The sequence below is a fragment of the Microbacterium tenebrionis genome, from assembly GCF_020682665.1.
In the GTDB taxonomy this organism is placed as follows: domain Bacteria; phylum Actinomycetota; class Actinomycetes; order Actinomycetales; family Microbacteriaceae; genus Microbacterium; species Microbacterium tenebrionis.
Genome location: NZ_JAGTTM010000002.1, coordinates 263,254 through 288,265, shown reverse-complemented (window position 1 = coordinate 288,265; position 25,012 = coordinate 263,254). Strand labels below are relative to the sequence as shown.

Sequence of the window (25,012 nt, the reverse complement as noted above, 5' to 3'; positions counted from 1 at the left end):
ACAGGAGAATTGTGGCTGGTAAACCACGCGTACATGAGATCGCCGCTGAACTCGGCGTCGACAGCAAGGTCGCACTTGCAAAGCTGAAGGAGCTCGGCGAGTTCGTCAAGAGCCCGTCCTCGACGATCGAGCCGCCGGTGGCTCGCAAGCTCCGTGCCGCCATCGAGGCGGACGGGGCGATCAAGCCCAAGGTCGACGAGAAGCCGGCGGCGAAGCCCGCAGCGGCTTCGCAGCCGACCGCCAAGCCCGGACCCAAGGCGCCGACCCCCGGACCCAAACCCGGTCCGAAGCCGACCGCCGAGGAGAAGCCCGCCGCTGAGGCGCCCGCAGCACCCGCTGCGGAGACGCCCGCACCTGCGGCTCCCGCTCCCTCGGCCGACAAGAGCGCCCCGAAGCCGGGTGCGCCTCGTCCCGGCAACAACCCGTTCGCGTCCTCGCAGGGCATGGGCCAGCGTCCCGCGGGCCCCCGCCCCGGCAACAACCCGTTCGCGTCCTCGCAGGGCATGGGCCAGCGTCCGACTCCGGGCAACATCCCGCGTCCGCAGGCTCCGCGCCCCGGAGCGCCCCGTCCGGGCGCTCCGCGTCCCGGTTCCCCGCGTCCCGGCGCGCCTCGCGGCGGTCAGGGCGGTCGTCCCGGTGCTCCGTTCCAGCAGCGTTCCGGCGGCCCCGGTCGTCCGGGCGGCGGTCCCGGTGCCGGTGGTCCCGGCGCACGTCCGGGCGGCGGCTTCGCCGGTCGTCCCGGTGGCGGCGGTGGCCGCGGCCGTGGACCCGGCGGTGGTACCGCCGGCGCCTTCGGAAAGGGAGGCGGCAAGTCCAAGCAGCGCAAGTCGCGCAGGGCTAAGCGGCAAGAGTTCGAGATGCGGGATGCACCCGTCGTCGGTGGCGTCAACGTCACCCGCGGCAACGGGGAGACCATCCGCATGCGCCGCGGCGCCTCGATCGCCGATTTCGCTGACAAGATCGAGACGCTGACCGGGTACACGGTCCAGCCGGGAACCCTCGTCACGATCCTCTTCAACCTCGGCGAGATGGCCACGGCCACCGAGTCGCTGGACGAGGCGACCTTCGAGGTTCTCGGCGAGGAGCTCGGCTACAAGATCCAGATGGTCTCGCCCGAGGACGAGGACAAGGAGCTCCTCGAGGGCTTCGGTCTCGACCTCGAGAAGGAGTTGGCGGAGGAGAGCGAGGACGACCTCGAGATCCGTCCTCCGGTGGTCACCGTCATGGGCCACGTCGACCACGGTAAAACGCGACTGCTCGACGCGATCCGTCAGACCAACGTCATCGAGGGCGAGGCCGGCGGCATCACGCAGCACATCGGTGCCTACCAGGTGTGGACCGAGCACGAGGGCATCGAGCGCGCGATCACGTTCATCGACACCCCGGGTCACGAGGCGTTCACCGCCATGCGTGCCCGTGGTGCGCAGGTCACCGACCTCGCCATCCTCGTGGTCGCGGCCGACGACGGCATCATGCCGCAGACGGTCGAGGCGCTCAACCACGCCCAGGCCGCGAACGTGCCGATCGTCGTCGCGGTGAACAAGGTCGACAAGCCCGACGCCAACCCGGCCAAGGTGCGCCAGCAGCTCACCGAGTACGGTCTGGTCGCCGAAGAGTACGGCGGGGATGTCATGTTCGTCGACGTCTCGGCACGCCAGGGCACCGGCATCCAGGAGCTGCTGGACGCCGTCCTGCTGACCGCCGACGCCGGGCTCGACCTCACGGCCAACCCGAACAAGGCGGCACGCGGTGTGGCCATCGAAGCGAAGCTCGACAAGGGCCGCGGTTCGGTCGCCACGGTGCTCATCCAGTCCGGGACGCTGCGCGTCGGCGACCCGATCGTCGCGGGCACCGCCTACGGACGCGTCCGTGCGATGCTCGACGAGAACGGCGACGCCGTCGAAGAGGCAGCGCCCTCGCGTCCGGTGCAGGTGCAGGGTCTGAACTCCGTGCCGCGTGCCGGCGACGTCTTCATCGTCACCGAGGAAGACCGCATGGCGCGTCAGATCGCCGAGAAGCGTGAAGCCGTCGAGCGCAACGCCCTGCTGGCCAAGGCCCGCAAGCGTATCTCGCTCGAGGACTTCACCCGTGCTCTCGAAGAGGGCAAGGTCGAGACGCTCAACCTCATCATCAAGGGCGACGTTTCCGGTGCCGTCGAGGCGCTGGAGGAGTCGCTCCTGAAGATCGAGGTCGACGACTCCGTGCAGCTGCGCATCATTCACCGCGGCGTGGGTGCGATCACCGAGTCCGATGTGAACCTGGCGACGATCGACAACGCGATCATCGTGGGCTTCAACGTCCGCCCCGACACCAAGGCCCGTGAGGCCGCGGCCCGCGAGGGCGTGGACGTGCGGTTCTACTCGGTCATCTACGCGGCCATCGACGAGATCGAGAACTCCCTCAAGGGCATGCTCAAGCCGGAGTTCGAAGAGGTCCAGTCGGGCGTCGCCGAGATTCGCGAGGTGTTCCGCTCCTCGAAGTTCGGCAACATCGCCGGTGTCATCGTCCGCTCCGGAACGATCACGCGCAACGCGAAGGCCCGCGTCATCCGCGACGGCGTCGTCCTCGCCGATGGCCTGGCCATCGAGTCGCTGCGCCGGTTCAAGGATGACGTCACCGAGGTCCGCACGGACTTCGAGGCGGGTATCGGCCTCGGCAAGTACAACGACATCCAGGTCGGCGACGAGATCGAGACGACCGAGATGGTGGAGAAGCCGCGCGGCTGATCCGATCGATTCGTGAGGGGCGCCTGCGGGCGCCCCTCATTCGTCACAAAGGAGAAGGAAATGGCTGGAGAACGACAGGCCCGTCTGGCGGACCGCATCCGCGTCATCCTGGCCGAGCGCCTGGAGAAGGGGCTGCGCGACCCGCGCCTCGGGTTCGTCACGATCACCGACGTGCGCGTGTCCGGCGACCTCCAGCACGCCTCCGTCTTCTACACCGTGCTCGGCACGGAGGAGGAGCGCATCTCGAGCGGTGCCGCCCTGGCGTCTGCGACAGGGATGCTCCGCAGCGAGGTCGGGCGACAGCTCAGCACCCGTCTCGTGCCGACGCTGGAGTTCATCCCCGACGCGCTGCCCGAGAACGCCGACAACATCACGGCTCTGCTGCGCCAGGCGCAGGAGCGCGATGCCGAAGTCGCGAAGCTCGCGTCATCGGCCAAGCACGCCGGCGACGCCGACCCGTACCTGCGCGCGGACGCCCCCGACGAGGACTGAATCGCGAGAATCGATGGCCCTCCGGTCGAGCCCGGATGGGGACTTCTGCCCTGGTAGGGCGGTCCTCCCGTTGATAGCCTGACCCGCATTGTCGGCGACGCCGACCATGCGCGATCAGGATGTCGGGGGAATCGATCCGGTGACGACGACGTGGCAGGAGGGCCTGCGGCAGCAGCAGCCGCAGGTCGCCGACGAGCACGCGACGGTGTCGGACATCGCCGCCGAACTGAACTCGTCGGGGCTCCCGACCGCGCCGCATATCGTCGCTCGGTTGTTTCACGAGCTGGACGGCGACAGGGCGGCGGTCCACGAGGTCGCGGCGGCGCTGACGGCAGCGCAGCGCTCCGGGCAGAGGATGCTCCCGACGCTGCTGCCTCTGGTGCCGTCGGTCGAGGCGCTCAGCGTCGGTATCGACCCGGGCGACGAGGACCGGCTCACGCTCCTGACTGCCGCTCTCAGCATCGACGACGATCTCGAGCCACTGCTCATCGCCGCCTCGCGTTCCGCGGAGGACCTGCTCAGGCCCGGCATCGCCGAACACCTGCGCGCCTCCAACGGCCGGTTCGCGCTGACGCGACGGCGAACAGCGATCTGGCTGCAGCACGCCGCGACGCCGCAGGAGACAGCATCCGCGCACCGGAAACTGGAACGCGCCCACCGTGTGCGCGGTGACGAGGCGATCGCCGCCTGGCATGCGGCACGCGGTGCGGTCGAACGCCGCCCGGAGATCGCATCGCCGTTGACGAATGCGGCCGGTGAGCTGCGGGATCGTGGGGAGACGGATCGCGCCTTCGCCTTCGCGATCGAGGCGTCGGAGCACGCGGCGCCGCTATGGCGTGAGCACGCGCACCTGATCGCTGGCACGACAGCGGCGTCGGCGGGCTGCTTCGACGACGCGAACGACCTGCTCGCCGATCTCGCGTCGAGTTCGAACCACGCCGTGCGCGCGGGATCGTTGACGGCCCTGCTGATCGCACAGACCTGCGGGCGCGGCACGATCCCGACCCTCGACACCGAGGCGCGGCCTCCGCGTGCGGGGGACCCACGGCTGTGGCGGGCCTGGGCGCGCACGACAGGCCTCGCCGCCGTTCTGTGCGCCGAACGCGGAGCGACCTCTGCCATGCGCTCCTGGCTCGCCGAAGCACGTGAGGCCGACACGACGGCAGGCGCGGGCGGGGAGGTGCGCGATCCGGCCGTCGCCCTGTGCTGGATGCTGACCGGCGAAGCCGATGCCGACCCGATCGAGGCCAGCGGGACGTTCTCCGGTGCGCTGCTCGATGCCCTGCGCTCCGCCATGGACGGGGACGTCGTCGAGGGGCTGCGGGGCCTCGCGCGGAGCGCCCTGTCCGTACCGGAGGACGATCCGCTGATCCCGGGCTTCGAGCGCAGCCCGCTGACAGGCGCCTATCTCGCCGTGACGGAGGCGCTGCTGCGTTTCTGGAGTGGTGACATCGAAGATGCTCGGGCATGCCTCGCCGCTGCCGCGCTGCACCTTCCGGTCGGCATCCCGTTCGCCGGGCTCGGGGCCGTGCTCGCTCGGCGTATCGACATCGCGATCGACGGCGCATCCGGTCCCGTCGCCCGGGCGATCTCCGCGACGCTGCCCGACGGCATCCGCATCGACACGCTCGTCGACAGCGGGCTGAGCGCGTATCTCCTCGGAGAATCCGAGCAGGCCGCGACGGACATCGCGCTGTGGCGTGACCGCGGAGCGCCGGAACCCCCGCTCGCGCTGGCCGGACTGGAAGAGGTCGGGCCGTTCGTCGATCGGGAGCGGGTCGAACCGCCCGATGCGAGCGCCGCCCGGTCGCTGCTTCAGCGCATCCGCGGTCTGACCGAATCGTCGTGGCGGCACGAGCACGGCGAGATCGCCGAAGCCGGTAGAACGCTCACGTCATCGTTCGAGCGCGGCAGGGTCGAGGCGCTCCTGGGATCGACGTCGCTGGTGCACGGCGATCTGCCGGGCGGCCGTCGGCATCTGCGCGCTGCGCGCAGACTGTTCGAGGATGCGGGAGCGCACGCGTGGAAGGATGCGATGGATGCTCGGATCGCCGGTGTGCGCACGACGCAGGACGCGATGAGCGACCCGATGACAGACCCGATCGCGGTGATCCGCGACGACGACGCGCTGGCGGCGGGAAGAGCGGCGTGGGAGACGCTGCTGACGCAGCGTGAGCTCGAGGTCGCGATGCGCGTGGCCGCCGGCTCTGAGAACCGCGAGATCGCGACGGCGCTCGATGTCTCGGTTCGGACCGTCGAGGTGCACGTGCGGCACCTGTTCGACAAGCTCGGCGCCCGCAACCGGGTCGAGCTCGCGGTCATGGCGCACAGGGCCGGACGCGTCTTCTGATCTCAGCGCGGCAGACGGAGCATCCCGTCCGATGCCTCAGCCAGACCGTCGCCGATCAGCGAATGGATCGCACGATCGCGTTGCGGTGCATCGACCCAGTCGTGGATGACGGCGTCCAGCGCGACGCCGTCGGGCGCGGCATCCCGCAGAGCCTTCAGCACCGCCCCTCGCGCCTGGCGATCCGATCCCTCGTACCGGGCCTGGCGCGGGCGCGCGTCACCGGTGTCCGGCCGCCCGGCCGCGACCCACGCGCACGTGCCCTGAATGGGGCAGCGATCGCAGCGGGGGGACCGTGCGGTGCAGACGACAGCCCCCAGCTCCATCATGGCGGCGTTGAAAACGGCGGACTCGGCTGCGGACTCCGGCAGCAGTTCCGCCATCGCGAGGAGATCGCGACGCGAAGCGGCTCCCGGCTGCGATCTGCCCTCGACCGCCCGCGCGATCACTCGCCGCGTGTTGGTGTCGACGACCGGATGCCGATCACCGAAGGAGAACGTCGCGACGGCCCGCGCGGTGTAGTCCCCGATGCCGGACAGCGCCAGCAGAGCGTCGACGTCGCGGGGAACGTCGCCGCGGTGCCGTTCTGTGATCTCGATCGCGGCGCGGTGCAGCCAAAGCGCACGACGCGGGTACCCGAGGTTCGCCCACTGCTGCACGACGTCGGCGGGCGATGCCGTGGCCATGGCGGCAGGGTCGGGCCAGCGCTCCAGCCACGCCGCCAGGTGCGGAATTACCCGCGCGACGGGCGTCTGCTGCAGCATGAACTCGCTCACGAGCGTGCCCCATGCCCCGTAGCGGTCATGGAATTCGTCGCGCCGCCACGGGAGGTCGCGCGCCGAGGATCGATACCAACCGGACACCTCGTCAGCGATGCGCACAGGGGGTGTCGAACGAGCAGTCACCTCGTTAGCCTATGTGGAGCGCTGGGAACTCGCCGGGGGGAGAGTGAAGGAGCCTTCATGACTCGCAGACGCAGCATCGCACTGACCATGGTCGTCGGAGTCCTTGTGCTCTCCGGTTGCGCGACGGCAGCGCCAGGATTGAGCGTGCCATCCGGAGAGAGCACCGTGTTCTTCGAGTTCGATGGCGGCGACCAGGTGAACGCGGTCACCGTCACGACGCTCGATGAGCCGCCGTACGAGAGCTGCGGTTGACAGCGACGGGCACGGCGCTGGCGAGACCCTCGGTAGGCTGGAGGAATGGTCGCGCCCGGCATCCTCCTCGTCGACAAGCCTGCGGGCATCACCAGTCACGACGTCGTGGCGCGCACCCGACGGGCCGCCGGCACGCGCAAGATCGGGCACGCAGGCACGCTCGACCCGATGGCCACCGGACTCCTCGTCCTCGGCATCGAAGGCGCGACCAGGCTGCTGACGTACATCGTCGGCGCCGACAAGACCTACCTCGCCACCATCCGACTCGGGCAGGCGACCTCGACCGATGACGCCGACGGGGAGATCACGCGCCGAGCGCTCATCGCCGATGTGGATGCCGTGACCGCGGAGTGCGTCCGCGAGGGCATCGCCGCGCTGACCGGACAGATCTCCCAGGTACCGAGCTCGGTGTCAGCGATCAAAGTCGACGGCCGCCGGGCCTACGATCGCGTGCGGGCCGGCGAGGAGGTGGAGCTGGCGGCGCGCGAGGTCACCGTCTCGCGCTTCGACGTGCTCGACGAGCGGCGTGGAGAGGGCGTCATGGACCTCGACGTCGTCGTGGACTGCTCGTCCGGCACGTACATCCGCGCACTGGCCCGCGATCTGGGCGACGCGCTCGGGGTCGGCGGGCACCTGACGGCGCTGCGCCGCACGAGGATCGGACCGTTCGACGTCGCCGATGCCGTCGAACTCGACGACATCGACCCGGATGCCGTGCTCACGCCAGCCCGGGCCGCGGCGATGGTCATGCCGCGGCTCGACGTCACCGCCGAAGAGGCACGCGACCTCCGCCACGGCAAGCGGATCGTCGACGCGGCGGACCGGCTGGAGGGCCCGTACGCGGCCGCGGTCGACCCCGCCGGTGCTCTGGTCGGGATCGTCGAGCGGCGAGCTCGCGACCTCAAGAGCGCCATGAACATGCCGGAGGAGAAGCCGTGATCCTGTGGTTCACCACGCTGCAGATCGTCATCGCGGTCGCCGCCGGTCTCTTCGCCGTCATCGCGGGGCTCCTCGGCCGGCGCCCGAGCGACTACACGGTCGGTGCTCTCGCGCTCGTCGAGGCGCTGCTGATCGTCCAGGTCGTCATGGCGATCATCGCGCCCTTCGCGGGCAATCCGCCGAGCGGAGACCCGCTGGAGTTCTGGGTGTACCTGATCTCGGCGGCCCTGCTGCCCGTCGGGGGAGTCGTGTGGGCCCTGCTCGAACGCAGCAGGTGGAGCACGGTGATCCTCGGTGTCGTCGCATTCGCCGTCGCCATCATGCTGTGGCGCATGGAGGTCATCTGGACGATCCAGGTCGCCTGACCCCGGCATCCGACGCCGCCGTGCGCGCTTAGGATGGAAGGCGCTATGAGCACCACCCAGCCCCGCTCTCGGATGACCGGCATCGGCCGCGTTCTCGTCATCGTCTACGCCGTGATGGCGCTCGCCGCCACCGGCCGCAGCTTCGTGCAGATCGTGCGACGTTTCGACGAGGCGCCGCTGGCGTACTCGCTCTCCGCGCTCGCCGCGGTCGTGTACATCATCGCGACGCTGGGTCTCGTCTTCGCCGGACGCCGCGGCTGGTACACCATCGCCTGGGTGGCCATCGTCTTCGAACTCGTCGGCGTCCTCGTCGTCGGCACCCTCAGCCTCACCCACCCCGAGCTGTTCCAGCACGACTCCGTGTGGTCGGTGTTCGGCCGCGGGTATCTGTTCATCCCCCTGGTGCTGCCGATGTTCGGCATCTGGTGGCTGCGCACGCATCGTCCTGCGGTTCGCCCCGCAGGCGTCGAGGTCGTCGCGTGATCGTCTTCCGAGCGCCCGGCGACGTGCCGGGCGACTTCGGCCGCTCGGCCGTCGCGATCGGCAAGTTCGACGGCGTGCACGCCGGGCACCGCGCGGTGATCGAGCGGCTGAAGGCGGATGCCGCGGCGACGGGAGCCCGCTCGGTCGCGGTCACGTTCGACCGCAACCCGCTGGCGCTGCTGCGTCCGGAGATCTGCCCGGACAACGTCGTCTCCGTCGAGCGGAAGCTCGAGCTCCTGGGGGAGCTGGGGCTGGATGCGACCCTGCTCCTCACGTTCGACAGGGAGCTCGCATCACTCGCACCGGAGGCGTTCGTCGAGGAGATCCTCGTCGGCGCTCTGAACGTGTCGACCGTGCTCGTCGGCGGTGACTTCCGATTCGGGCACCGCGGCGCGGGTACTCCGGACCTGCTGTGCGAGCTCGGCCCCCGCTTCGGCTTCACGGTCGACGTCGTCGACGATGTGTACCTGGAGGACTCCGAGCGCCGGGTCTCGTCGAGCTGGATCCGCGACCTGCTCGCCCAGGGCGACGTGACGATGGCGGCGCGCGTGCTCGGGCGCCCCGTCGACGTGCGCGGCGAGGTCGTGCACGGCCTCAAGCGCGGGCGCGAGCTCGGCTTCCCCACGGCGAACCTGTCCGAGACCGTCGACGCCTTCGTCCCCGCGGACGGCGTGTACGCCGGGTGGCTTCACGACCACACCACGGGTGAGCGCTTCCCCGCGGCCGTGTCGGTGGGCACGAACCCCACCTTCGACGACGTGGTCGTCCGCCAGGTCGAGGCGCACGTGATCGATCACGACGGCCTCGACCTGTACGGTCACGACGTGACGATCGAGTTCACGCGGCGGTTGCGCGGGATGGTCGCATTCGACGGCATCGATGCGCTGATGGCCCAGATGTCGGCGGACGTCGACGCGGCCCGAGCCATTCTGGGCCCGGATGCCGTAGAATGACTCTCGTACTCGACGTTGCGGTGCGCTCGCACCGCTGAGGGCGAGAACAACGTCCGCACGGTCCTGGCTCACGCCACACGCGGATGACCCATACGGCAGGGCCGTCTCCGACGGCGGCCCGGTATTCACGCTCAGGAGGAGCATGCCGACTTCGGCACCCGCCGCGCCGCGGCGCAGGAAGACATCTCGTCGAGACGACGAGGCCCCGCTGATCCCGATCCTCGCGCGCAAGGTGCGCGAGATCGAGGCCAAGGCCCAGCGCGGCAAGCTCGGCCCGACCAACAGGGTCAAGTTCCAGGTGATCGCATTCCTGGTGCGCGAGGAGCGCGCCAGGGTGAAGGCGGATGACGCCCTTGCGGATGCCGCACGCGCCGAGCTGCTCAAGCGGCTCGATGGGGTCGCAACGATCCTCGCCAAGACGGCGGCCCGCGACACCTCGCTCATCCAGCTCCTCGAGGCAGACCAGGCGACCTCGCCCGTCGCGAAGCGGATGCGTCGCGACTGGCTGCTCGAATCCGGCGCCGAGCTCGCGCCGGAGGAGCTCATCATCGCCGACATCGCCCCCGTGCAGGCACCGGTCGTGCCGGCGGCTCTTGCCGAGAAGCAGGTGACACCGCCCTCGGTCGAGTCCCGGCAGCTCGCGAACCCGTTCCTCGCACCGGATCTCACACCGCGGCAGACGACGGCGCCGCGCCGCCGCTTGGACGGCTGGGAACTCATGGGCCCGCTGTACAAGGCCTTCGAGACCGGGGCCGGCGGAGCTTCGGCGACCATGGAGCTGCCGCCCGTCCCCGAGTACGACCACATCTCGCCCAAGGGCCTCGAGGTCATGGTGCACCAGTCGCGCTTGCTCGAGTCGGTGCGTGCCGGTCACCGCAGCTTCCTGCTCGCCGACGAGCCGGGCCTGGGCAAGACCGCCCAGTCGGTTCTCGCGGCATCCCTCGCCGACGCGTACCCGCTGCTGGTCGTCGTCCCCAACGTCGTCAAGATGAACTGGGCGCGTGAGGTGGAGCGGTGGACGCCGCAGCGCCGTGCGACCGTCATCCAGGGCGACGGCGCCGACATCGACGCGTTCGCGGACGTGTTCATCGTGAACTACGAGATCCTCGATCGGCACCTGTCGTGGCTGGGCTCGATCGGCCTGAAGGGCATGGTCGTCGACGAGGCGCACTTCATCAAGAACCTCACGTCGCAGCGCTCGCAGAACGTGCTCGCCCTCGCCTCTCGCATCCGCGAGCGCACCCGCGACCCGCTGATGATGGCTCTGACCGGAACCCCGCTGATCAACGACGTCGAGGACTTCGACGCGATCTGGCGGTTCCTCGGCTGGACCACGGGCGACAAGCCGGGCAACGAACTCATGGAGAAGCTGGACGCCACCGGCCTCACTCCCGCTGACAAGGCGTTCTACGGCGAGGCGCGGGATGCGGTGATCTCGATGGGCATCGTGCGGCGCAAGAAGAAGGACGTCGCCGCCGACCTGCCCGACAAGCTCATCGCCGACCTCCCCGTGCAGCTGGACGACGAGTTCGGCCGCAGCATCCGCCAGGCGGAGCGCGAGCTGGGGGAGCGGATGGCAGCCAAGTACCGGCGCATCATCGAGGCGCGCGGCGACCGCGGGCTCGCCGCCGGCGAGATCGACGACGACATCGTCCGCCTCGTCGCGACGGGGGAGCTCGAGGAGTCCAAGGCCGCGGGCACCGCAGGAGACAACGTCTTCACGATGGTGCGCAAGATCGGTCAGGCCAAGGCCGTGCTCGCCGCCGACTACGCGGCGCAGCTGCAGCGCTCGGTGGGCAAGGTCGTCTTCTTCGCCAAGCACATCGACGTGATGGATCAGGCCGAGGCGCACTTCGCGGCATCCGGCATCCGGTACGTCTCGATCCGCGGCGACCAGACGACTCCTGCTCGCCAGCAGGCGATCGACGACTTCAACGGCGATGAGGGCGTCGGCATCGCTGTCTGCTCGCTCACCGCGGCGGGCGTCGGACTCAACCTGCAGGCGGCGTCGAACGTCGTGCTCGCGGAGCTCAGCTGGACCGCGGCCGAGCAGACGCAGGCGATCGACCGCGTGCACCGCATCGGTCAGGACGAGCCGGTCACCGCGTGGCGGATCATCGCCGCGCACACGATCGACACGAAGATCGCCGAGCTCATCGACCAGAAGCAGGGCCTCGCAGCCCGCGCTCTCGACGGCGAGGCCGTCGACGAGGCGGCGAGCGAGTCGGTGCAGCTCGCTGCCCTCATGCACCTGCTGCGCGAGGCGCTGGGCGCCTGAGGCGCCCCTGTCGAAACCCCCGCAAGAAGGTCGATTCTTGCGGGGGTTTTCCGTGCGATCGTGCGGCTTCTGCGCAGGATTGAGGATTCGCCGCAGAATCGGTCGCAAGATCCGGTGTTCTCACGCCCTCCGAATGGCATCCGCCTGTGATGCCCACTAGGGTCGAGAGCAGGCAGCGTCGCCCGTCCCCCACTCCCGAATCATCCGAAGGCATCAGCATGAAGATCGGCATCCTCACCAGCGGCGGCGACTGCCCCGGCCTCAATGCGGTGATCCGCGGAGTCGTGCTCAAGGGCACCACATCGTACGACCTCGAGTTCGTCGGCATCCGCGACGGCTGGCGCGGTGTCGTCGAGGGCGACTTCATGCCGCTGACCCGCCACGAGGTCAAGGGACTCTCGAAGATCGGCGGCACGATCCTCGGAACCAGCCGCACCAACCCCTACGAGGGCGAGCGGGGCGGTGCTGACAACATCGCAAAGACTCTCTACGGCCACAAGATCGACGGCATCATCGCCATCGGCGGCGAGGGAACGCTGGCCGCGGCCGACCGGCTCTCGAAGGACGGCATCAAGGTCCTGGGCGTACCGAAGACGATCGACAACGACCTGCGCGCGACCGACTACTCGTTCGGCTTCGACACGGCCGTCAACATCGCCACCGACGCGATGGACCGCCTGCGCACCACCGGCGACTCGCACCAGCGCTGCATGGTCGCCGAGGTCATGGGGCGCCACGTCGGTTGGATCGCCCTGCACGCGGGCATGGCCGCGGGTGCTCACGCGATCTGCATCCCCGAGGTGCCGATGTCGATCGACGAGATCGCCGCTCAGGTGACGAGCGCTCACGACCGCGGCCGCGCGCCGCTGGTCGTCGTGTCGGAGGGCTTCAAGCTCAAGGGCATGGACGAGGCGTACAGCGACAAGGGCCTGGACGCGTTCAACCGCCCGCGTCTCGGCGGCATCGGAGACCAGCTCGCGCCGCTGATCGAGCAGATCACCGGTGTGGAGACGCGGGCGACGATCCTCGGGCACATCCAGCGCGGCGGATCGCCCTCCGCGTTCGACCGGGTGCTCGCCACCCGGCTCGGGCTGCACGCCGCGGATGCAATCGTCGACGGCGCGTGGGGGCAGATGGTGGCGATGAAGGGCACCGACATCGTGCGCGTGCCGTTCGAGGAGGCGCTGGGCGAGCTCAACACCGTCCCGCGCTACCGCTACGACGAGGCCGCGGCCCTCTTCGGCTGAGCCACCGCCGTCGGGCGGGCGTCCCGAGAACAGGAGCCTCGGCCCAGATCAGGAGCTTTCGGTGGGATTCGTCCTGAGCGGGGTGCTTTGTCCTGATCTCGGACACCGTCATGCGGAGAGATGCAGCCCCTGAGCGATCGCTGTCAGCACCGAATCCCGCACGAACTCCGGATCGAACAGCACCTGCTGGTAGTCGAAGCGGAGCACCGTGTACCCGAGCAGCCTCAATCGCACGTCCGCGGCGATGTCGCGTCTGCGCGCAGCCGCGTCGCTGTGAAAGGCGAATCCGTCCAGTTGCACGACGAGTCGGTCGCCGATGAGGGTGTCCACTGGATGCCCGTCGATCCACACCTGCTGGCGGGGCGTTACCCCGATCGCACGCATGAGATCGACGAAGTGGGTCTCCAGCCCGGAATCGGACAGGTGACATGCCAGCGCGGCCAATGCCGCGGCTCTCTCACTCCGCCAGGCCACGCGGCGCAACGCTTCGGCGCCGATCAGACCTTTGTTGAGCGCAGACTCCCAGATCGCGAGGGCATCGGGCTGAGGCTGGCATCGAGCGACGTGGAACAGCACGTTGATCAGCGGGTCGACGGCCGCCCGTGGCGCGAACGGGGCTGGGCCGTTCGACCAGTGGACGCGCAGCCCATGTGCATCGAAACGCGCTGACGTCGGCGACACGGCCACGTGCACGTGCTCGTGCACCGGAACCCACAGCTCCAGTGATCGGGCGGCGCTCACACAGGTGAGTCGTCCGCCGGCCCTCGCCGCGGCCGCTCTATCAGGGTGGCAGTCGCGGAGAACGAGCCAGGAGCGGCGTACACGCAGCATCCGTCCGCTCTGCACGGCGGCGGCCACAGTGCGCTTGCTGAAACCGGCAGCGTAGACCTGCGAGGTGTGCGCCACGCCGTCGTGTCGTCGCATCCATTCCTCGAGGAGCATGCGTTCACAATGCCGGATCCTCCACCGAGCAGGTGGCCGTCAGTCCACGAGCAGGGCAAAGCAGCCAAGTCAGGGCCAGTTGTGGACTGAGGACGCTCACCCCGAGATCAGGAGGAATGACCGAGGACAGGAGGAATCGGGTGGAATCATCCTGCGCTGGGTGATTCGTCCTGATCTCGGGGAACGACCGGGCGCCCGGGTCAGGCGAGGCCGAGGGCGTCCAGCATCCAGGCGAGCTCGAAGGAGCGCTCGCGCCACGCGTTGTACCGCCCGCTCACCCCGCCGTGACCTGCGGCCATCTCGCACTTGAGGAGCACGTCTTGCGCGCCGGCGTGCCGAAGGGCGGCGACCCACTTCGCCGGCTCCACGTACAGCACCCGGGTGTCGTTGATCGAGGTCATCGCGAGGATCTTCGGATATGCGGCATCCGATCGGATGTTCTCGTACGGCGTGTACGACTTCATGTAGAAGTACACCTCCGCATCGTGCAGCGGGTCGCCCCATTCATCCCACTCGATGACCGTCAGCGGCAGTGACGGATCGAGCATCGACGTCAGCGCGTCCACGAACGGAACGGATGCCAGGATGCCGGCGAACGTCGATGGAGCCAGGTTCGCGACCGCGCCCATCAGCAGGCCCCCGGCGCTCCCGCCCTCGGCCACCATGCGCTCGGCCGAGGTGACACCGGTCGCGATGAGGTGCTCGGCGCATGCGACGAAGTCGGTGAAGGTGTTCCGCTTGTGCTGGAGCTTGCCGTCCTCGTACCAGCCGCGACCCATCTCGCCGCCGCCCCGAACATGCGCGACCGCGAACACGACGCCGCGGTCGAGCTCCGAGAGCCGGGCGACGGAGAATCCGGGGTCGATCGAGTGCTCGTAGGAGCCGTAGCCGTACAGGTGCACGGGCCGCAGCCCCGCGCCCGGGTCGCCGAACGAGCGCTTCCAGACGAGAGAGATCGGCACCAGTGTGCCGTCCGCGGCCTCGGCCCAGCGCCGCTCCTGGCCGTACTCCGAGGGCTCGTAGCCGCCCAGCACCGGCTGCTGCTTGCGGAGTACGAGTTCGCTGGTCTCGAGATCGAGGTCGTAGACGGTCGCGGGGGTCACGAACGAGGTGTACGACAGCCGCAGGAAGGGGGAGTGCCACTCCGGGTTCCCGGCAGGGCCTGCGGAGAACAGCGGTTCGTCGAAACCGAGCTCCTCGACCGCGTCGGTTGTGTAGTCGAGGAGGCCGATCCGCTCGAGCCCCTCACTGCGATACCCGACGACCCCGAAGTCGCGGAAGCAGTCGACGCCGAGGATGCGTCTGCCCGGCTCATGCGCCATGATCACCCGACGCTCGCCCTGCGGGTCGGATGCCGCGACGGAGACGAGCTCGAAATCGAGGGCATCCTGATTGTGCAGGATCACAAGCCGATCCTCGCCGTCGACGACTGCATGGTCGACCTCGTATTCGACGCCCTCGACCCGCGGCCAGACCAGTTGCGGCTCGGCTGTGATGTCGCCGTGCAGATCGACGAGGTACTCCTCGCTGGTGATGCTCGAACCGACTCCGATGACGAGATAGCGGCGGCTGCGTGTGATCCCGGCTCCCAGCCAGAACCGCTCGTCCGGCTCGTGGAAGAGCTTCACGTCCTCGTCGACCGGCGTGCCCAGGCGGTGGAGCCACAGCGTGTCGGGGCGCCAGGCATCGTCGCGGGTCGTGTAGACGATCGCGGTGCCGTCCGGGGTGAAGAAGCCGCCGCCGGTGCGGGGGATCTCGTCGGCAAGCGTCTCTCCCGTCGTCAGATCGCGCACACGGATCGTGTACAGCTCGTCTCCGTCGTAGTCCGGCGCCCACAGCAGCCTGGTCGCGTCATCGGAGACGTCGAAGGAGCCGAGCGAGAAGAACTCGTGGCCCTCGGCTTCGACGTTGCCGTCCAGCAGGATCTCTTCGCCCGGGACGGGAACCCCCGGCTCGAGCGTCGGCGGCGTCCAGTCGTCGGGTGCGGCCGCTGCGCGGCAGTGGATGCCGTACTGGGAACCCTCCTCGCTGCGGCTGTAGTACCACCAGTCGCCGCGGCGCGACGGCACGGAGAGGTCGGTCTCCTGGACCCGTCCCTTGATCTCCTGGAAGATCGTCTCGCGGAGATCGGCGAGGTGCGCTGTCGCGGTGTCGGTGTAGGCGTTCTCCGCCTCGAGGTGCGCGACGACCTCGGGGGAATCCTTCTCGCGCAGCCATTCGTACGGGTCGTCGAACGAGTCGCCGTGGTGGGTGCGGATGTGCGAGCGGCGGGCTGCGGCGGGGGCGTTGGTCACCCTCTCAACGCTAGTCGCTGTCGAGTTGACCGGTGGTGACGACGGTGCGAGGATTGGGCGGGCCGGTTAACGGAAATCAAACCCACGATGAACTCTTCGTTCGTCACGCCGACGGCGTCGGCACCATCCTTTCTCGTCGACCTGAAAGCGAACGGTGGAAACCGCAGCCCTCATCGTTGTGCTGGTGATCGCACTGGCACTGTTCTTCGACTTCACCAACGGCTTCCATGACACCGCCAACGCGATGGCGACGCCCATCGCGACGGGAGCCCTCAAGCCCAAGACAGCCGTGCTGCTGGCGGCGCTGCTCAACCTCGTCGGCGCGTTCCTGTCGACCGAGGTCGCCAAGACCGTCTCGGGCGGCATCGTCAACGAGGGCGACATCTCGCACGCGCTGCTGCCGTCGCTGATCTTCGCCGGTCTCATCGGCGCGATCACCTGGAACATGCTCACCTGGCTGCTCGGGCTTCCGTCGAGTTCGTCCCATGCGCTGTTCGGCGGACTGATCGGCGCGACCTTGATCGGCGTCGGCACGGCCGGAATCAACTTCGGCGTCGTGCTGTCGAAGGTCGTGCTGCCTGCTCTGATCGCCCCGCTGACCGCCGGGATCATCGCCTTCGCCGCGACGAAGATCGCGTACGGCATCACCCGACGCTACGACGGCAAGCCCGACGGCCGCTCCGGCTTCCGCCTCGGCCAGATCTTCACGTCGTCGATGGTCGCGCTCGCCCACGGCACCAACGATGCGCAGAAGACCATGGGCGTCATCACCCTCGCCCTCATCACGGTCGGCTGGCAGTCGGGAGCGCACCACGAACCCCAGCTGTGGGTGATCGTCGCCTGCGCGTTCACGATCGCGCTGGGCACGTATCTCGGCGGATGGCGCATCATCCGCACACTCGGCAAGGGGCTCACCGACGTCAAGCCCGCCCAGGGCTTCTCGGCCGAGAGTTCGACCGCGGCCACGATCCTCGCATCCAGCGCTCTCGGGTTCGCCCTTTCGACCACGCAGGTCGCGTCGGGTTCGGTCATCGGCTCCGGCCTCGGGCGCCGCGGCTCGCAGGTCCGCTGGCGCACGGCCGGTCGCATCGCGCTCGGCTGGCTGCTGACACTCCCCGCCGCGGGCGGTGTCGGCGCCCTGGCCGCGCTGGTCGTGGTGTGGCTCGGAACGCCCGGCGTCATCATCGACGCGATCCTGGCCGTGGTGATCATCGTCGGCCTCTACCTGCGGTCGCGGCGCAACGAGGTCACTCACGCCAACGCGATGAGCGACGTCGCCGACTCCGGCCACGCCGTCGAGCATCCTGAGGTGCCGCCGCCCACGCGCAGGCAGACGCGCATCGAACTCGTCCGTGCGATGGCGCGCGCCGAGCGCAAGGCCGACGAGGCCGAGAAAGCCGGCCGTCGCGCCCGCAAACTCAAGAAGAACGGCGGTTCCGAAGCCGAGATCAAGGCCGCCCGCAAGGCTGCTGATCGCGCGAACCGCAAGCTCGCCGAGGCGCGGACGGCGGCGGAGGAGTGGGAGGCGCTCAGCGCGAGTCGCCGTGCACGTGCGCGGCTGGCCGAGTGGGACGTCTCCGACGAAGAGGCCGAGCGTCGGGAGGCACAGCGATGAGCGTCGAGATCGACTGGATGGCCTTCGTGAACGTGTTCGTCGCCGCGTTCGTCGGCGCCGTGCTCATCGTCGGCTTCTACGCGACGGGCCTCCGGCTGCTCGTGCGCGCAGGGCGCATTCCCGTCGTGACCCCTGCGGAGTTCACCGACGCGATCACGATCCTCTCCGAGAAGGAGATCGAACGCGCCGAGAAGCACGCGGCGAAGGTGGCGCTGAAGAGTCCGCTCTCGCAGGCGCAGAAGCAGCTCGCGTTCGTCGGCGCGTGCGCCTGTTTCGCCCTGTGCGGCTTGGCCGTACTCAGCGGTGTGCTGCTGATCGTCTTCAACCACTGACGAGGCCCGCGCCGCCACGGCGGAGGCGGCCAACCCGGCATAGGATGGATGCATCCCCCGGAGTACCCATCCGCCACCACCCACAAGGAAGTGACATGGAATCTGACGCGCCCGCACAGACCCGCACCGAGACCGACTCGCTCGGGAGCATGGAGATCCCCGCCGAGGCGTACTGGGGAATCCACACGGCCAGGGCCGACGCCAATTTCCCGATCTCGAAGCGTCCGATCTCCGTCTACCCGGACCTGATCCGCGGGCTCGCGATGGTCAAGCAGGCCAGCGCCCGCGCGAACAAGGAGATCGGCGTCCTCGATGCGAAGCGCGCCGACCTGATCGACGCGGCCGCTCAGCGCGTCATCGACGGCGAGTTCCACGACCAGTTCACGGTCGGCGTCATCCAGGGCGGCGCCGGGACCTCGACGAACATGAACGCGAACGAGGTCATCACCAATGTCGCGCTCGAGATGGCCGGACGCGAGAAGGGCGACTACGACTTCCTCTCGCCGATCGACCACACCAACCGCAGCCAGTCCACCAACGACGTGTACCCGACGGCGATCAAGATCGGGCTGTCGCTGAACCTGCGCTCGCTCCTGGACGAGCTCGACCTGCTGCGCCGTTCGTTCCTCGGCAAGGCCGTCGAGTTCCACGACGTGCTCAAGGTCGGCCGCACTCAGCTCCAGGATGCCGTGCCGATGACGCTCGGCCAGGAGTTCCACGGCTTCGCCACGACGCTCGGCGAGGACCACTCGCGTCTCACCGAGAACGCGTCGCTCATGTTCGAGATCAACATGGGCGCGACGGCGATCGGCACCGGGATCACCACGCACGTCGACTACGCCCCGGCCGTCCTCAAGCACCTGCGCGAGATCAGCGGACTCGACCTCGAGACCGCCAGCGACCTCGTGGAGTCCACCAGCGACACCGGTGCCTTCATGTCCTTCTCGTCGTCGCTCAAGCGCAACGCGATCAAGCTGTCGAAGATCTGCAACGACCTGCGGCTGCTCTCGTCCGGCCCGCAGGCCGGGCTCGGCGAGATCAACCTGCCCGCGAAGCAAGCGGGTTCGAGCATCATGCCCGGCAAGGTGAACCCGGTGATCCCCGAGGTCGTCAACCAGGTCGCGTTCTCGGTCGTGGGCGCCGACATGACCGTCACGATGGCCGTCGAGGCCGGTCAGCTGCAGCTGAACGCGTTCGAGCCCGTGATCGCGCACTCGATCTTCCAGTCCATCACCTGGATGCGCCAGGCGATGTGGACCCTGCGCGTGAACTGCGTCGACGGGATCACGGCCAATGAGGACCGCCTCGGCGCGATGGTCGGAGCATCCGTGGGTGTCATCACCGCGCTCACGCCGTTCATCGGCTACGCCGCCGCGGCCGCGCTCGCGAAGACCGCGCTGCTGACCAACCGGAACGTCGCGGACCTCGTGGTCGAGGCCGAGCTGATGACGCGCGAAGAGGTCACCAAGCAGCTCTCGCCTGCGCGTCTGTCGGGACTCGAGGCTGTCACCGCGGCGATCAACGTGGTCCCGCCGGAGGACATGATCCAGATCTGAGCGGAGCGCCCGCCCTGGTCCCCGCGTCGAGCTCGGGAGCGGGGCGGAGTGCTCAGTCGTGGATGCGGCAGTGCGTGGTCAGCTCGCCGATGCCGTCGATGCCGACCGTCACGATCGACTGATCGCGCAGGAAGATCTGCGGGTCGCGCGAGTAGCCGGCACCGCCCGGGCTTCCGGTGGAGATCAGCGTGCCCGGCTGGAGCGTGATCGACTGCGACAGGTGGGCGATGAGCGTCGCCACCGAGCGCACCATCTGTCCGGTGCTGGCGTCCTGCACGGTCTGCCCGTCGACGACGGCCCAGATGTGCAGGTCCTGCGGGTCGGGAACCTCGTCGGCGGTCACGACGAACGGTCCGGTCGGGGTGAAGCCGTCGAACGACTTGCAGCGCGACCACTGCGCTTCGGCGAACTGAATGTCGCGGGCGGTGATGTCGTTTACCACGGTGTAGCCCCAGACGGTGCCCAGGGCGTCTTCCGCGGTGACGTCCTTGGCCGGGCGGCCGATGAGGACGCCGAGCTCGGCCTCGTAGTCGACGGACTCGCTCAGCGCGCGCGGCCAGGCGGTGGTCTGCTCGTGGCCGGTCAGCGAGTTCGGCCAGAGCGTGAAGACGGTCGGTGCCGTGTCGGTCTTCAGGCCCAGCTCGCTGGAGTGCGCGGCGTAGTTCAAGCCGACGGCGAGCACGACGGGCGGGTCGATCACGGCCGACGCGAACCCGAAGTCACCCAGCGGATGCCGCGGCGCGCCGACGTTCGCGAGTGCGTCGCGCAGCGCCTCGAGCGCGTCGTCTCCGCCGGCGATGAGCTCCTGCAGGGTGCCGGGAGCGGGGGAGAGCAGGTCGGAGACGAGGATCGCAGTGGACTCTTCGATGACGGCGAGCCGGATGTCGGAGGAGTCGGGACCGCGGAGATGGGCGAAACGCATGCGTTCTAAGCTACCGGTCGCCTTCCCCGTCGTCGCTTCGCATGCCTCTAGGCTTTGGCTATGACCTTCGGAGGACCTGCCCAATACGACAACACCCGGCAGGTGTATGCATCGGCCCTTGCGCAGCCGACGGTGTATTCGCCGCCCGCCCCGACTGTGACGGCTCCGGGGCCCGCTCTCCCGGCGCTACCCGTGCCGGCGCGCCGCGGACGAACCGTCTCGATCTGGCTCTTCGGCATTCTGGGCTTCGTGCTGGTCGCCCTGATCGGGTACTTCGTGTGGGCGCTGGGGGCGGTGGCATCCGGCATCGGTCTGGTCATCGCCCTCGTCCCGTTGGCGATCGTGTTCGTCGGGGTGTACATCATCGATCGGTGGGAACCGGAGCCGAAGTCCCTGATCGCCTTCGCGATCGCGTGGGGCGCGATCGCCGCGATCGGGATCACGCTGCTCGTCGATCTCGCGATCACGCTGGCGATCGGTCTGCGCGCAGAGGTCCTCAGCACGGTGATCCAGGCGCCGATCGTCGAGGAGATCGCCAAAGGGCTGGGGATCTTCATCATCTTCCTGATCGGCAGACGCGCGTTCGACGGCCCGGTCGACGGCATCGTGTACGGCGCCCTGATCGGCGGCGGATTCGCGTTCACCGAGAACATCCAGTACTTCGCCATCAGTCTCATCGAGGGCGGGGGATCGCAGCTGACCGCCACGTTCGTGATGCGCGGGCTGCTCTCGCCGTTCGCCCACGCCATGTTCACGAGCCTCACGGGCTTCGCGATGGGCCTCGCGGCGCGACGGCACGCCTCCCGGAGCGCCGCGCTCGGCAGCGGATGCATCGGCCTCATCGGCGCGATGCTGCTGCACGGCTTCTGGAACGGCTCCGCCATGTTCGCCGACTTCTTCGCGCTCTACGTCACGCTGCAGGTCCCGCTGTTCATCGGTTTCATCCTGGTGATCGTCGCCCTGCGCCGGGAGGAGGCGCGGCTCACGCGCGAGCGGCTGGGGGAGTACGCCGCGGCTGGATGGTTCACCCCGGAGGAGGTCACGATGCTCGCGACCCCGGCCGGGCGCAAGGTGGCGATGCAATGGGCCGCGACCCTGAGCGGAGATCGTCGGGCACTGATGAAGCAGTTCATCCGGGATGCCGCCGCCCTCGCGGCCGTTCGCCAGCGGGCGATCACAGGGCGGGATCCGCTCGCAGCTGAGGATGAGCGAGCGCTGCTCACCCGCACGTCGGCGACCCGCACTGCGCTGCTCGCGTACTGACCCTTGACATGTTCGGCGACCGGGTGCACCCTGGTCTCAGATCAACTCAGCGCCCGGGAGACTCGCAGGCATCGCCGCAGCACCGGGCGCTGAGTCTTGCCACGGACCTTCCGTCTGTTCGCTGTCGGCTGTCGTCATCACGTTGACCGACGGTGACGACGCAGGGTTGTATGGAGGCATGACTGATCGCACAAAGCCCGAGTTCGACGCCCCCACCGGCCCTGCTCCCGCAGAGCTCGTCATCCGTGACCTCATCGAAGGCGACGGCGCCGAGGCCAAGCCCGGCGACACCGTCACCGTGCACTACGCCGGTGTCGAGTACGACTCGGGCGAGGAGTTCGACTCGTCCTGGGGCCGCGGCGAGACCATCCAGTTCCCGCTTCGCGGCCTGATCCAGGGGTGGCAGGACGGCATCCCGGGCATGAAGGTCGGGGGACGTCGCGAGCTGGTCATCCCGCCGCACCTGGCGTACGGGCCCGCTGGTGCCGGGCACTTCCTCTCCGGCAAGTCCCTCATCTTCATCATCGACCTCGTGGCCGTCGGCTGACCTGTCGCATCGATACGAAGGCCTCCGCCCGTGGATCGGGCGGAGGCCTTCGTGATGAGTATTCGGTTCGCACTCAGGGAATACATGCGAACGCATGTAGGTTGGATGACGTGAACGCCGCGACGCGGCCCTGATCTCGAGGAGAACCCCCATATGACCATCGACGTCCCCGGCTACCGCCCCGGCACCTGGACCCTGGACCCCGCGCACAGCGAGGTCACCTTCAGCGTGCGCCACATGATGATCTCGAAGGTGCGCGGCACGTTCGGTGTGAAGAGCGCGACTCTCATCGCCCCCGAGAACCCGCTCGACGCCAAGGTCGAGGCGTCCGTCGACGTCACGTCCGTCGACACCAAGGACGAAGGTCGCGACGCCCACTTGCGCTCGGCCGACTTCTTCGACGCTGAGAACTTCCCCACGATGGACTTCGTCTCCACGCGAACCCGCGTCGAGGACGGCGATTTCTTCGTCGACGGCGATCTCACGATCCGCGGTGTCACGAAGCCGGTGAGCTTCGCGTTCGACTTCGGCGGGTTCGGCTCCGACCCGTGGGGCAACTACAAGGCCGGCGCGTCGGCGACGACCACCATCAATCGCGAGGACTTCGGCCTCACCTGGAACGCCGCTCTCGAGACCGGTGGCGTCCTCGTCGGCAAAGACGTCACGATCAACCTCGACCTGCAGGGCTCGCTGCAGCAGGACTGACGCCGCGTCTCCCCGAGGACCCCGCGCCCATCAGGGTGCGGGGTCCTCGGCGTCATAGTCGCGGAAGGACGGCGCCGACCGCACGAGCAGCGCGACCAGCACGATGACGATGAACCCTCCGAGCAGGGGTGGGAACCACAACGCGGTGAGCGTTGCGAGCGTACCTGCGTAGAGCGCGCCGATGCGGGGTCCTCCGGTGACGACGATGATGAAGATCCCCTGGAGTCTGCCGCGGATGCTGTCCTGCACCGATGCCTGCATCATCGTGCTGCGATAGATCGAGCTGACGTTGTCGGCGGCGCCGGATGCCGCGAGCGCGATGCACGCGGCGATGATGAGTCCGAGATTGACGTGGGTCTCGTCGGCGGGCGGCATCCACACCCCGATGAGGAGGACGGCTCCGAACACGAGGATCGCCGCTCCATAGGCCTGGATCGCGCGCTGGATGCCACGACCGTGCCATCGGTAGCGCACGACCCGGCCCGAGAACAGGCTCGACAGGAACGTGCCCGCCGCGACGGCGGCTGTCAGTGCACCCGTGGTGACCGCGCCGCCTCCGAGCAGAACCGTGCCCAGCGCCGGGTACAGCGCGACAGGCTGGCCGAAGGTCATCGCGATGATGTCGAGGATGTACTGCATCCGGATGTTCTTCGCCCGCTGGAGGAAGCGCCACCCGTCGACGAGGGACTCGAGCCCTGGGCGGACGATCGTTCCCTCAGGGCGGAGCGACGGAAGAGTCCACAGACCCATGAACATCGCGAGCATGAGGACGACGTCGATCGTGTACGTCCAGCCGTAGCCGGTGGTCGCGACCAGCACGCCGGCGAGCGCGGGACCGACCATCACCATGATCCCGATCGTGATGCCGTTGAGTGCGGATGCCGAAGCCAGCAGGTCGCGGGGGAGAAGACGCGGGATGATCGCGCTGCGCGTCGCCATACCGACCGAGTTCGCCGCCGCGTTGATGATGCTCAGCGCGTAGAGCCACCAGATCGTCTCGAGGTGGGTCCAGGTCAGCGCCGCGAGCATGAGCGTGGAGGCGAACGTGATCACGGCCGCGATCAACCCGACGACGCGGCGGTCGAACGCGTCGGCGAGCATTCCGCCGTAGAGTCCGGCGAGGATCATCGGCACGAGGCCTGCGACGGCGACCATCGACACCGCGAACGTGCTCGAGGTCAGCTCGAACACGTGCAGCATGATCGTGACAAGTGTCAGCTGCCCGCCCATGCCCGCAAGGGTGGATCCGATCCACAGGCGGGTGAAGGCGGGGCTCGCCCGGAAGGGGCGGAGATCGATCAGGGCGCTGCTCACCGGACGAGGCTATCCGGTGTCCGCGGGGCTGGTAGACTCTACAGGTTGCCGTTTGATCGGCCGCGGATAAAGAGAGCCCACGCATCAGGCGTCGGGCGCCGCGCAACGACTGAAAGGGGATCGAATCTATGGCACTGGAAGCAGACGTCAAGAAGGCGATCATCGAAGAGTACGCGACGCACCCCGGTGACACCGGATCCCCCGAGGTGCAGGCCGCAATGCTGACGCAGCGCATCAAGGACCTCACCGAGCACCTCAAGGAGCACAAGCACGACCACCACTCGCGTCGTGGGCTGTTCCTGCTCGTCGGTCAGCGTCGTCGTCTGCTCGGCTACCTCCAGAGCGTGGACATCGAGCGCTACCGCTCGCTGATCCAGCGACTCGGACTGCGGCGATAAGCCTCAGGACGCAATCAGACGCAGTCTGGAGAGGATCGGCGCACGCCGATCCGAATCGCCGATAACGCGACCAGCGTTCAATCGCGCAGAACATTCTTGAGAAGGCCTCCCCACGGTGTGGGGAGGCCTTCACTGTT

At 68.7% G+C, this 25,012-nt stretch carries 22 protein-coding genes; 17 read left to right on the top strand and 5 right to left on the bottom strand.

The features are described 5' to 3' along the window. Window positions 1-11 precede the first annotated feature (11 nt). The 3 genes from infB to KEC56_RS06705 all read left to right on the top strand — a co-directional run bounded on the left by infB (window position 12) and on the right by KEC56_RS06705 (window position 5,568). Window positions 12-2,726, top strand: a complete 2,715-nt coding sequence (gene infB / locus KEC56_RS06715; protein WP_227530324.1) for a translation initiation factor IF-2 — start codon at window positions 12-14, stop codon at window positions 2,724-2,726. A gap of 60 nt (window positions 2,727-2,786) precedes the next feature. Next, window positions 2,787-3,218, top strand: a complete 432-nt coding sequence (rbfA, locus tag KEC56_RS06710; protein WP_227530323.1) for a 30S ribosome-binding factor RbfA — start codon at window positions 2,787-2,789, stop codon at window positions 3,216-3,218. Window positions 3,219-3,324: 106 nt separating this feature from the next. Further along, the gene (locus tag KEC56_RS06705) at window positions 3,325-5,568 is read left to right on the top strand and encodes a helix-turn-helix domain-containing protein (protein ID WP_227530322.1); all 2,244 of its coding nucleotides are present in this window, start codon (window positions 3,325-3,327) and stop codon (window positions 5,566-5,568) included. A gap of 2 nt (window positions 5,569-5,570) precedes the next feature. Here KEC56_RS06705 and KEC56_RS06700 read toward each other — a convergent pair whose 3' ends face one another. Continuing rightward, window positions 5,571-6,470 carry an iron-sulfur binding domain-containing protein gene (locus KEC56_RS06700; protein WP_227530321.1) on the bottom strand — a complete coding sequence of 300 codons (900 nt, stop codon included), beginning with the start codon at window positions 6,468-6,470 and terminating at the stop codon, window positions 5,571-5,573. Between the two features lie 57 nt (window positions 6,471-6,527). On the opposite strand from KEC56_RS06700, the gene KEC56_RS06695 reads away from it, so the two are divergent. The 7 genes from KEC56_RS06695 (at window position 6,528) to KEC56_RS06665 (ending at window position 12,987) form a co-directional block, all read left to right on the top strand. Then, window positions 6,528-6,722, top strand: a complete 195-nt coding sequence (locus tag KEC56_RS06695; protein WP_227530320.1) for a hypothetical protein — start codon at window positions 6,528-6,530, stop codon at window positions 6,720-6,722. Window positions 6,723-6,767: 45 nt separating this feature from the next. Further along, window positions 6,768-7,661 (top strand): tRNA pseudouridine(55) synthase TruB, encoded by an 894-nt coding sequence (truB, locus tag KEC56_RS06690; RefSeq protein ID WP_227530319.1) that lies wholly within the window; start codon window positions 6,768-6,770, stop codon window positions 7,659-7,661. Beyond that, window positions 7,658-8,026, top strand: coding sequence for a hypothetical protein (locus tag KEC56_RS06685; protein ID WP_227530318.1), 369 nt, complete (start codon window positions 7,658-7,660; stop codon window positions 8,024-8,026). Before truB ends, KEC56_RS06685 begins: the two co-directional genes overlap by 4 nt. 45 nt (window positions 8,027-8,071) lie before the next feature. After that, window positions 8,072-8,509: a hypothetical protein gene (locus KEC56_RS06680; RefSeq protein ID WP_372456247.1), complete on the top strand. Its 438-nt coding sequence runs from the start codon at window positions 8,072-8,074 to the stop codon at window positions 8,507-8,509. Then, entirely contained in the window at window positions 8,506-9,462 is a 957-nt protein-coding gene (locus KEC56_RS06675) for a bifunctional riboflavin kinase/FAD synthetase (RefSeq protein WP_175986052.1), read from the top strand. Before KEC56_RS06680 ends, KEC56_RS06675 begins: the two co-directional genes overlap by 4 nt. A 142-nt stretch (window positions 9,463-9,604) precedes the next feature. Beyond that, a complete protein-coding gene (locus tag KEC56_RS06670; protein WP_227530317.1) occupies window positions 9,605-11,740 on the top strand; it encodes a DEAD/DEAH box helicase in 2,136 nt (711 codons plus the stop codon). A gap of 218 nt (window positions 11,741-11,958) precedes the next feature. Then, a complete protein-coding gene (locus tag KEC56_RS06665) occupies window positions 11,959-12,987 on the top strand; it encodes an ATP-dependent 6-phosphofructokinase (protein ID WP_175986054.1) in 1,029 nt (342 codons plus the stop codon). Window positions 12,988-13,095: 108 nt separating this feature from the next. Here KEC56_RS06665 and KEC56_RS06660 read toward each other — a convergent pair whose 3' ends face one another. Further along, the gene (locus tag KEC56_RS06660; RefSeq protein WP_175986055.1) at window positions 13,096-13,929 is read right to left on the bottom strand and encodes a type IV toxin-antitoxin system AbiEi family antitoxin domain-containing protein; all 834 of its coding nucleotides are present in this window, start codon (window positions 13,927-13,929) and stop codon (window positions 13,096-13,098) included. Between the two features lie 200 nt (window positions 13,930-14,129). Beyond that, window positions 14,130-16,223 carry a S9 family peptidase gene (locus KEC56_RS06655; RefSeq protein WP_175986056.1) on the bottom strand — a complete coding sequence of 698 codons (2,094 nt, stop codon included), beginning with the start codon at window positions 16,221-16,223 and terminating at the stop codon, window positions 14,130-14,132. A gap of 154 nt (window positions 16,224-16,377) precedes the next feature. Between KEC56_RS06655 and KEC56_RS06650 the strand changes: the two genes are divergently transcribed. The 3 genes from KEC56_RS06650 (at window position 16,378) to KEC56_RS06640 (ending at window position 19,726) form a co-directional block, all read left to right on the top strand. After that, complete coding sequence (locus KEC56_RS06650; RefSeq protein ID WP_175986057.1) at window positions 16,378-17,838, top strand: inorganic phosphate transporter; 1,461 nt, start codon at window positions 16,378-16,380, stop codon at window positions 17,836-17,838. After that, complete coding sequence (locus KEC56_RS06645) at window positions 17,835-18,170, top strand: peptidase (protein ID WP_175986058.1); 336 nt, start codon at window positions 17,835-17,837, stop codon at window positions 18,168-18,170. Before KEC56_RS06650 ends, KEC56_RS06645 begins: the two co-directional genes overlap by 4 nt. 95 nt (window positions 18,171-18,265) lie before the next feature. Next, on the top strand, window positions 18,266-19,726 hold the full coding sequence (locus KEC56_RS06640) for an aspartate ammonia-lyase (protein WP_227530316.1): 1,461 nt from the start codon (window positions 18,266-18,268) through the stop codon (window positions 19,724-19,726). A gap of 52 nt (window positions 19,727-19,778) precedes the next feature. On the opposite strand, the gene KEC56_RS06635 is transcribed toward KEC56_RS06640, so the two are convergent. Beyond that, complete coding sequence (locus KEC56_RS06635; protein WP_227530315.1) at window positions 19,779-20,648, bottom strand: fumarylacetoacetate hydrolase family protein; 870 nt, start codon at window positions 20,646-20,648, stop codon at window positions 19,779-19,781. Between the two features lie 60 nt (window positions 20,649-20,708). Between KEC56_RS06635 and KEC56_RS06630 the strand changes: the two genes are divergently transcribed. From KEC56_RS06630 to KEC56_RS06620, 3 genes are all read left to right on the top strand, one after another. Then, on the top strand, window positions 20,709-21,911 hold the full coding sequence (locus KEC56_RS06630) for a PrsW family intramembrane metalloprotease (RefSeq protein ID WP_227530314.1): 1,203 nt from the start codon (window positions 20,709-20,711) through the stop codon (window positions 21,909-21,911). A 178-nt stretch (window positions 21,912-22,089) separates the two neighbouring features. Continuing rightward, window positions 22,090-22,458: an FKBP-type peptidyl-prolyl cis-trans isomerase gene (locus tag KEC56_RS06625; RefSeq protein ID WP_175986063.1), complete on the top strand. Its 369-nt coding sequence runs from the start codon at window positions 22,090-22,092 to the stop codon at window positions 22,456-22,458. A 153-nt stretch (window positions 22,459-22,611) separates the two neighbouring features. Next, window positions 22,612-23,163: a YceI family protein gene (locus KEC56_RS06620; RefSeq protein ID WP_227530313.1), complete on the top strand. Its 552-nt coding sequence runs from the start codon at window positions 22,612-22,614 to the stop codon at window positions 23,161-23,163. A 30-nt stretch (window positions 23,164-23,193) separates the two neighbouring features. Here the strand turns inward: KEC56_RS06620 and KEC56_RS06615 are convergent, their stop codons facing one another. Further along, window positions 23,194-24,477, bottom strand: a complete 1,284-nt coding sequence (locus tag KEC56_RS06615; protein ID WP_227530312.1) for an MFS transporter — start codon at window positions 24,475-24,477, stop codon at window positions 23,194-23,196. 128 nt (window positions 24,478-24,605) lie between these two features. Between KEC56_RS06615 and rpsO the strand changes: the two genes are divergently transcribed. Further along, a complete protein-coding gene (gene rpsO, locus KEC56_RS06610) occupies window positions 24,606-24,875 on the top strand; it encodes a 30S ribosomal protein S15 (protein WP_144795440.1) in 270 nt (89 codons plus the stop codon). The last annotated feature ends 137 nt before the right edge of the window (window positions 24,876-25,012 follow it).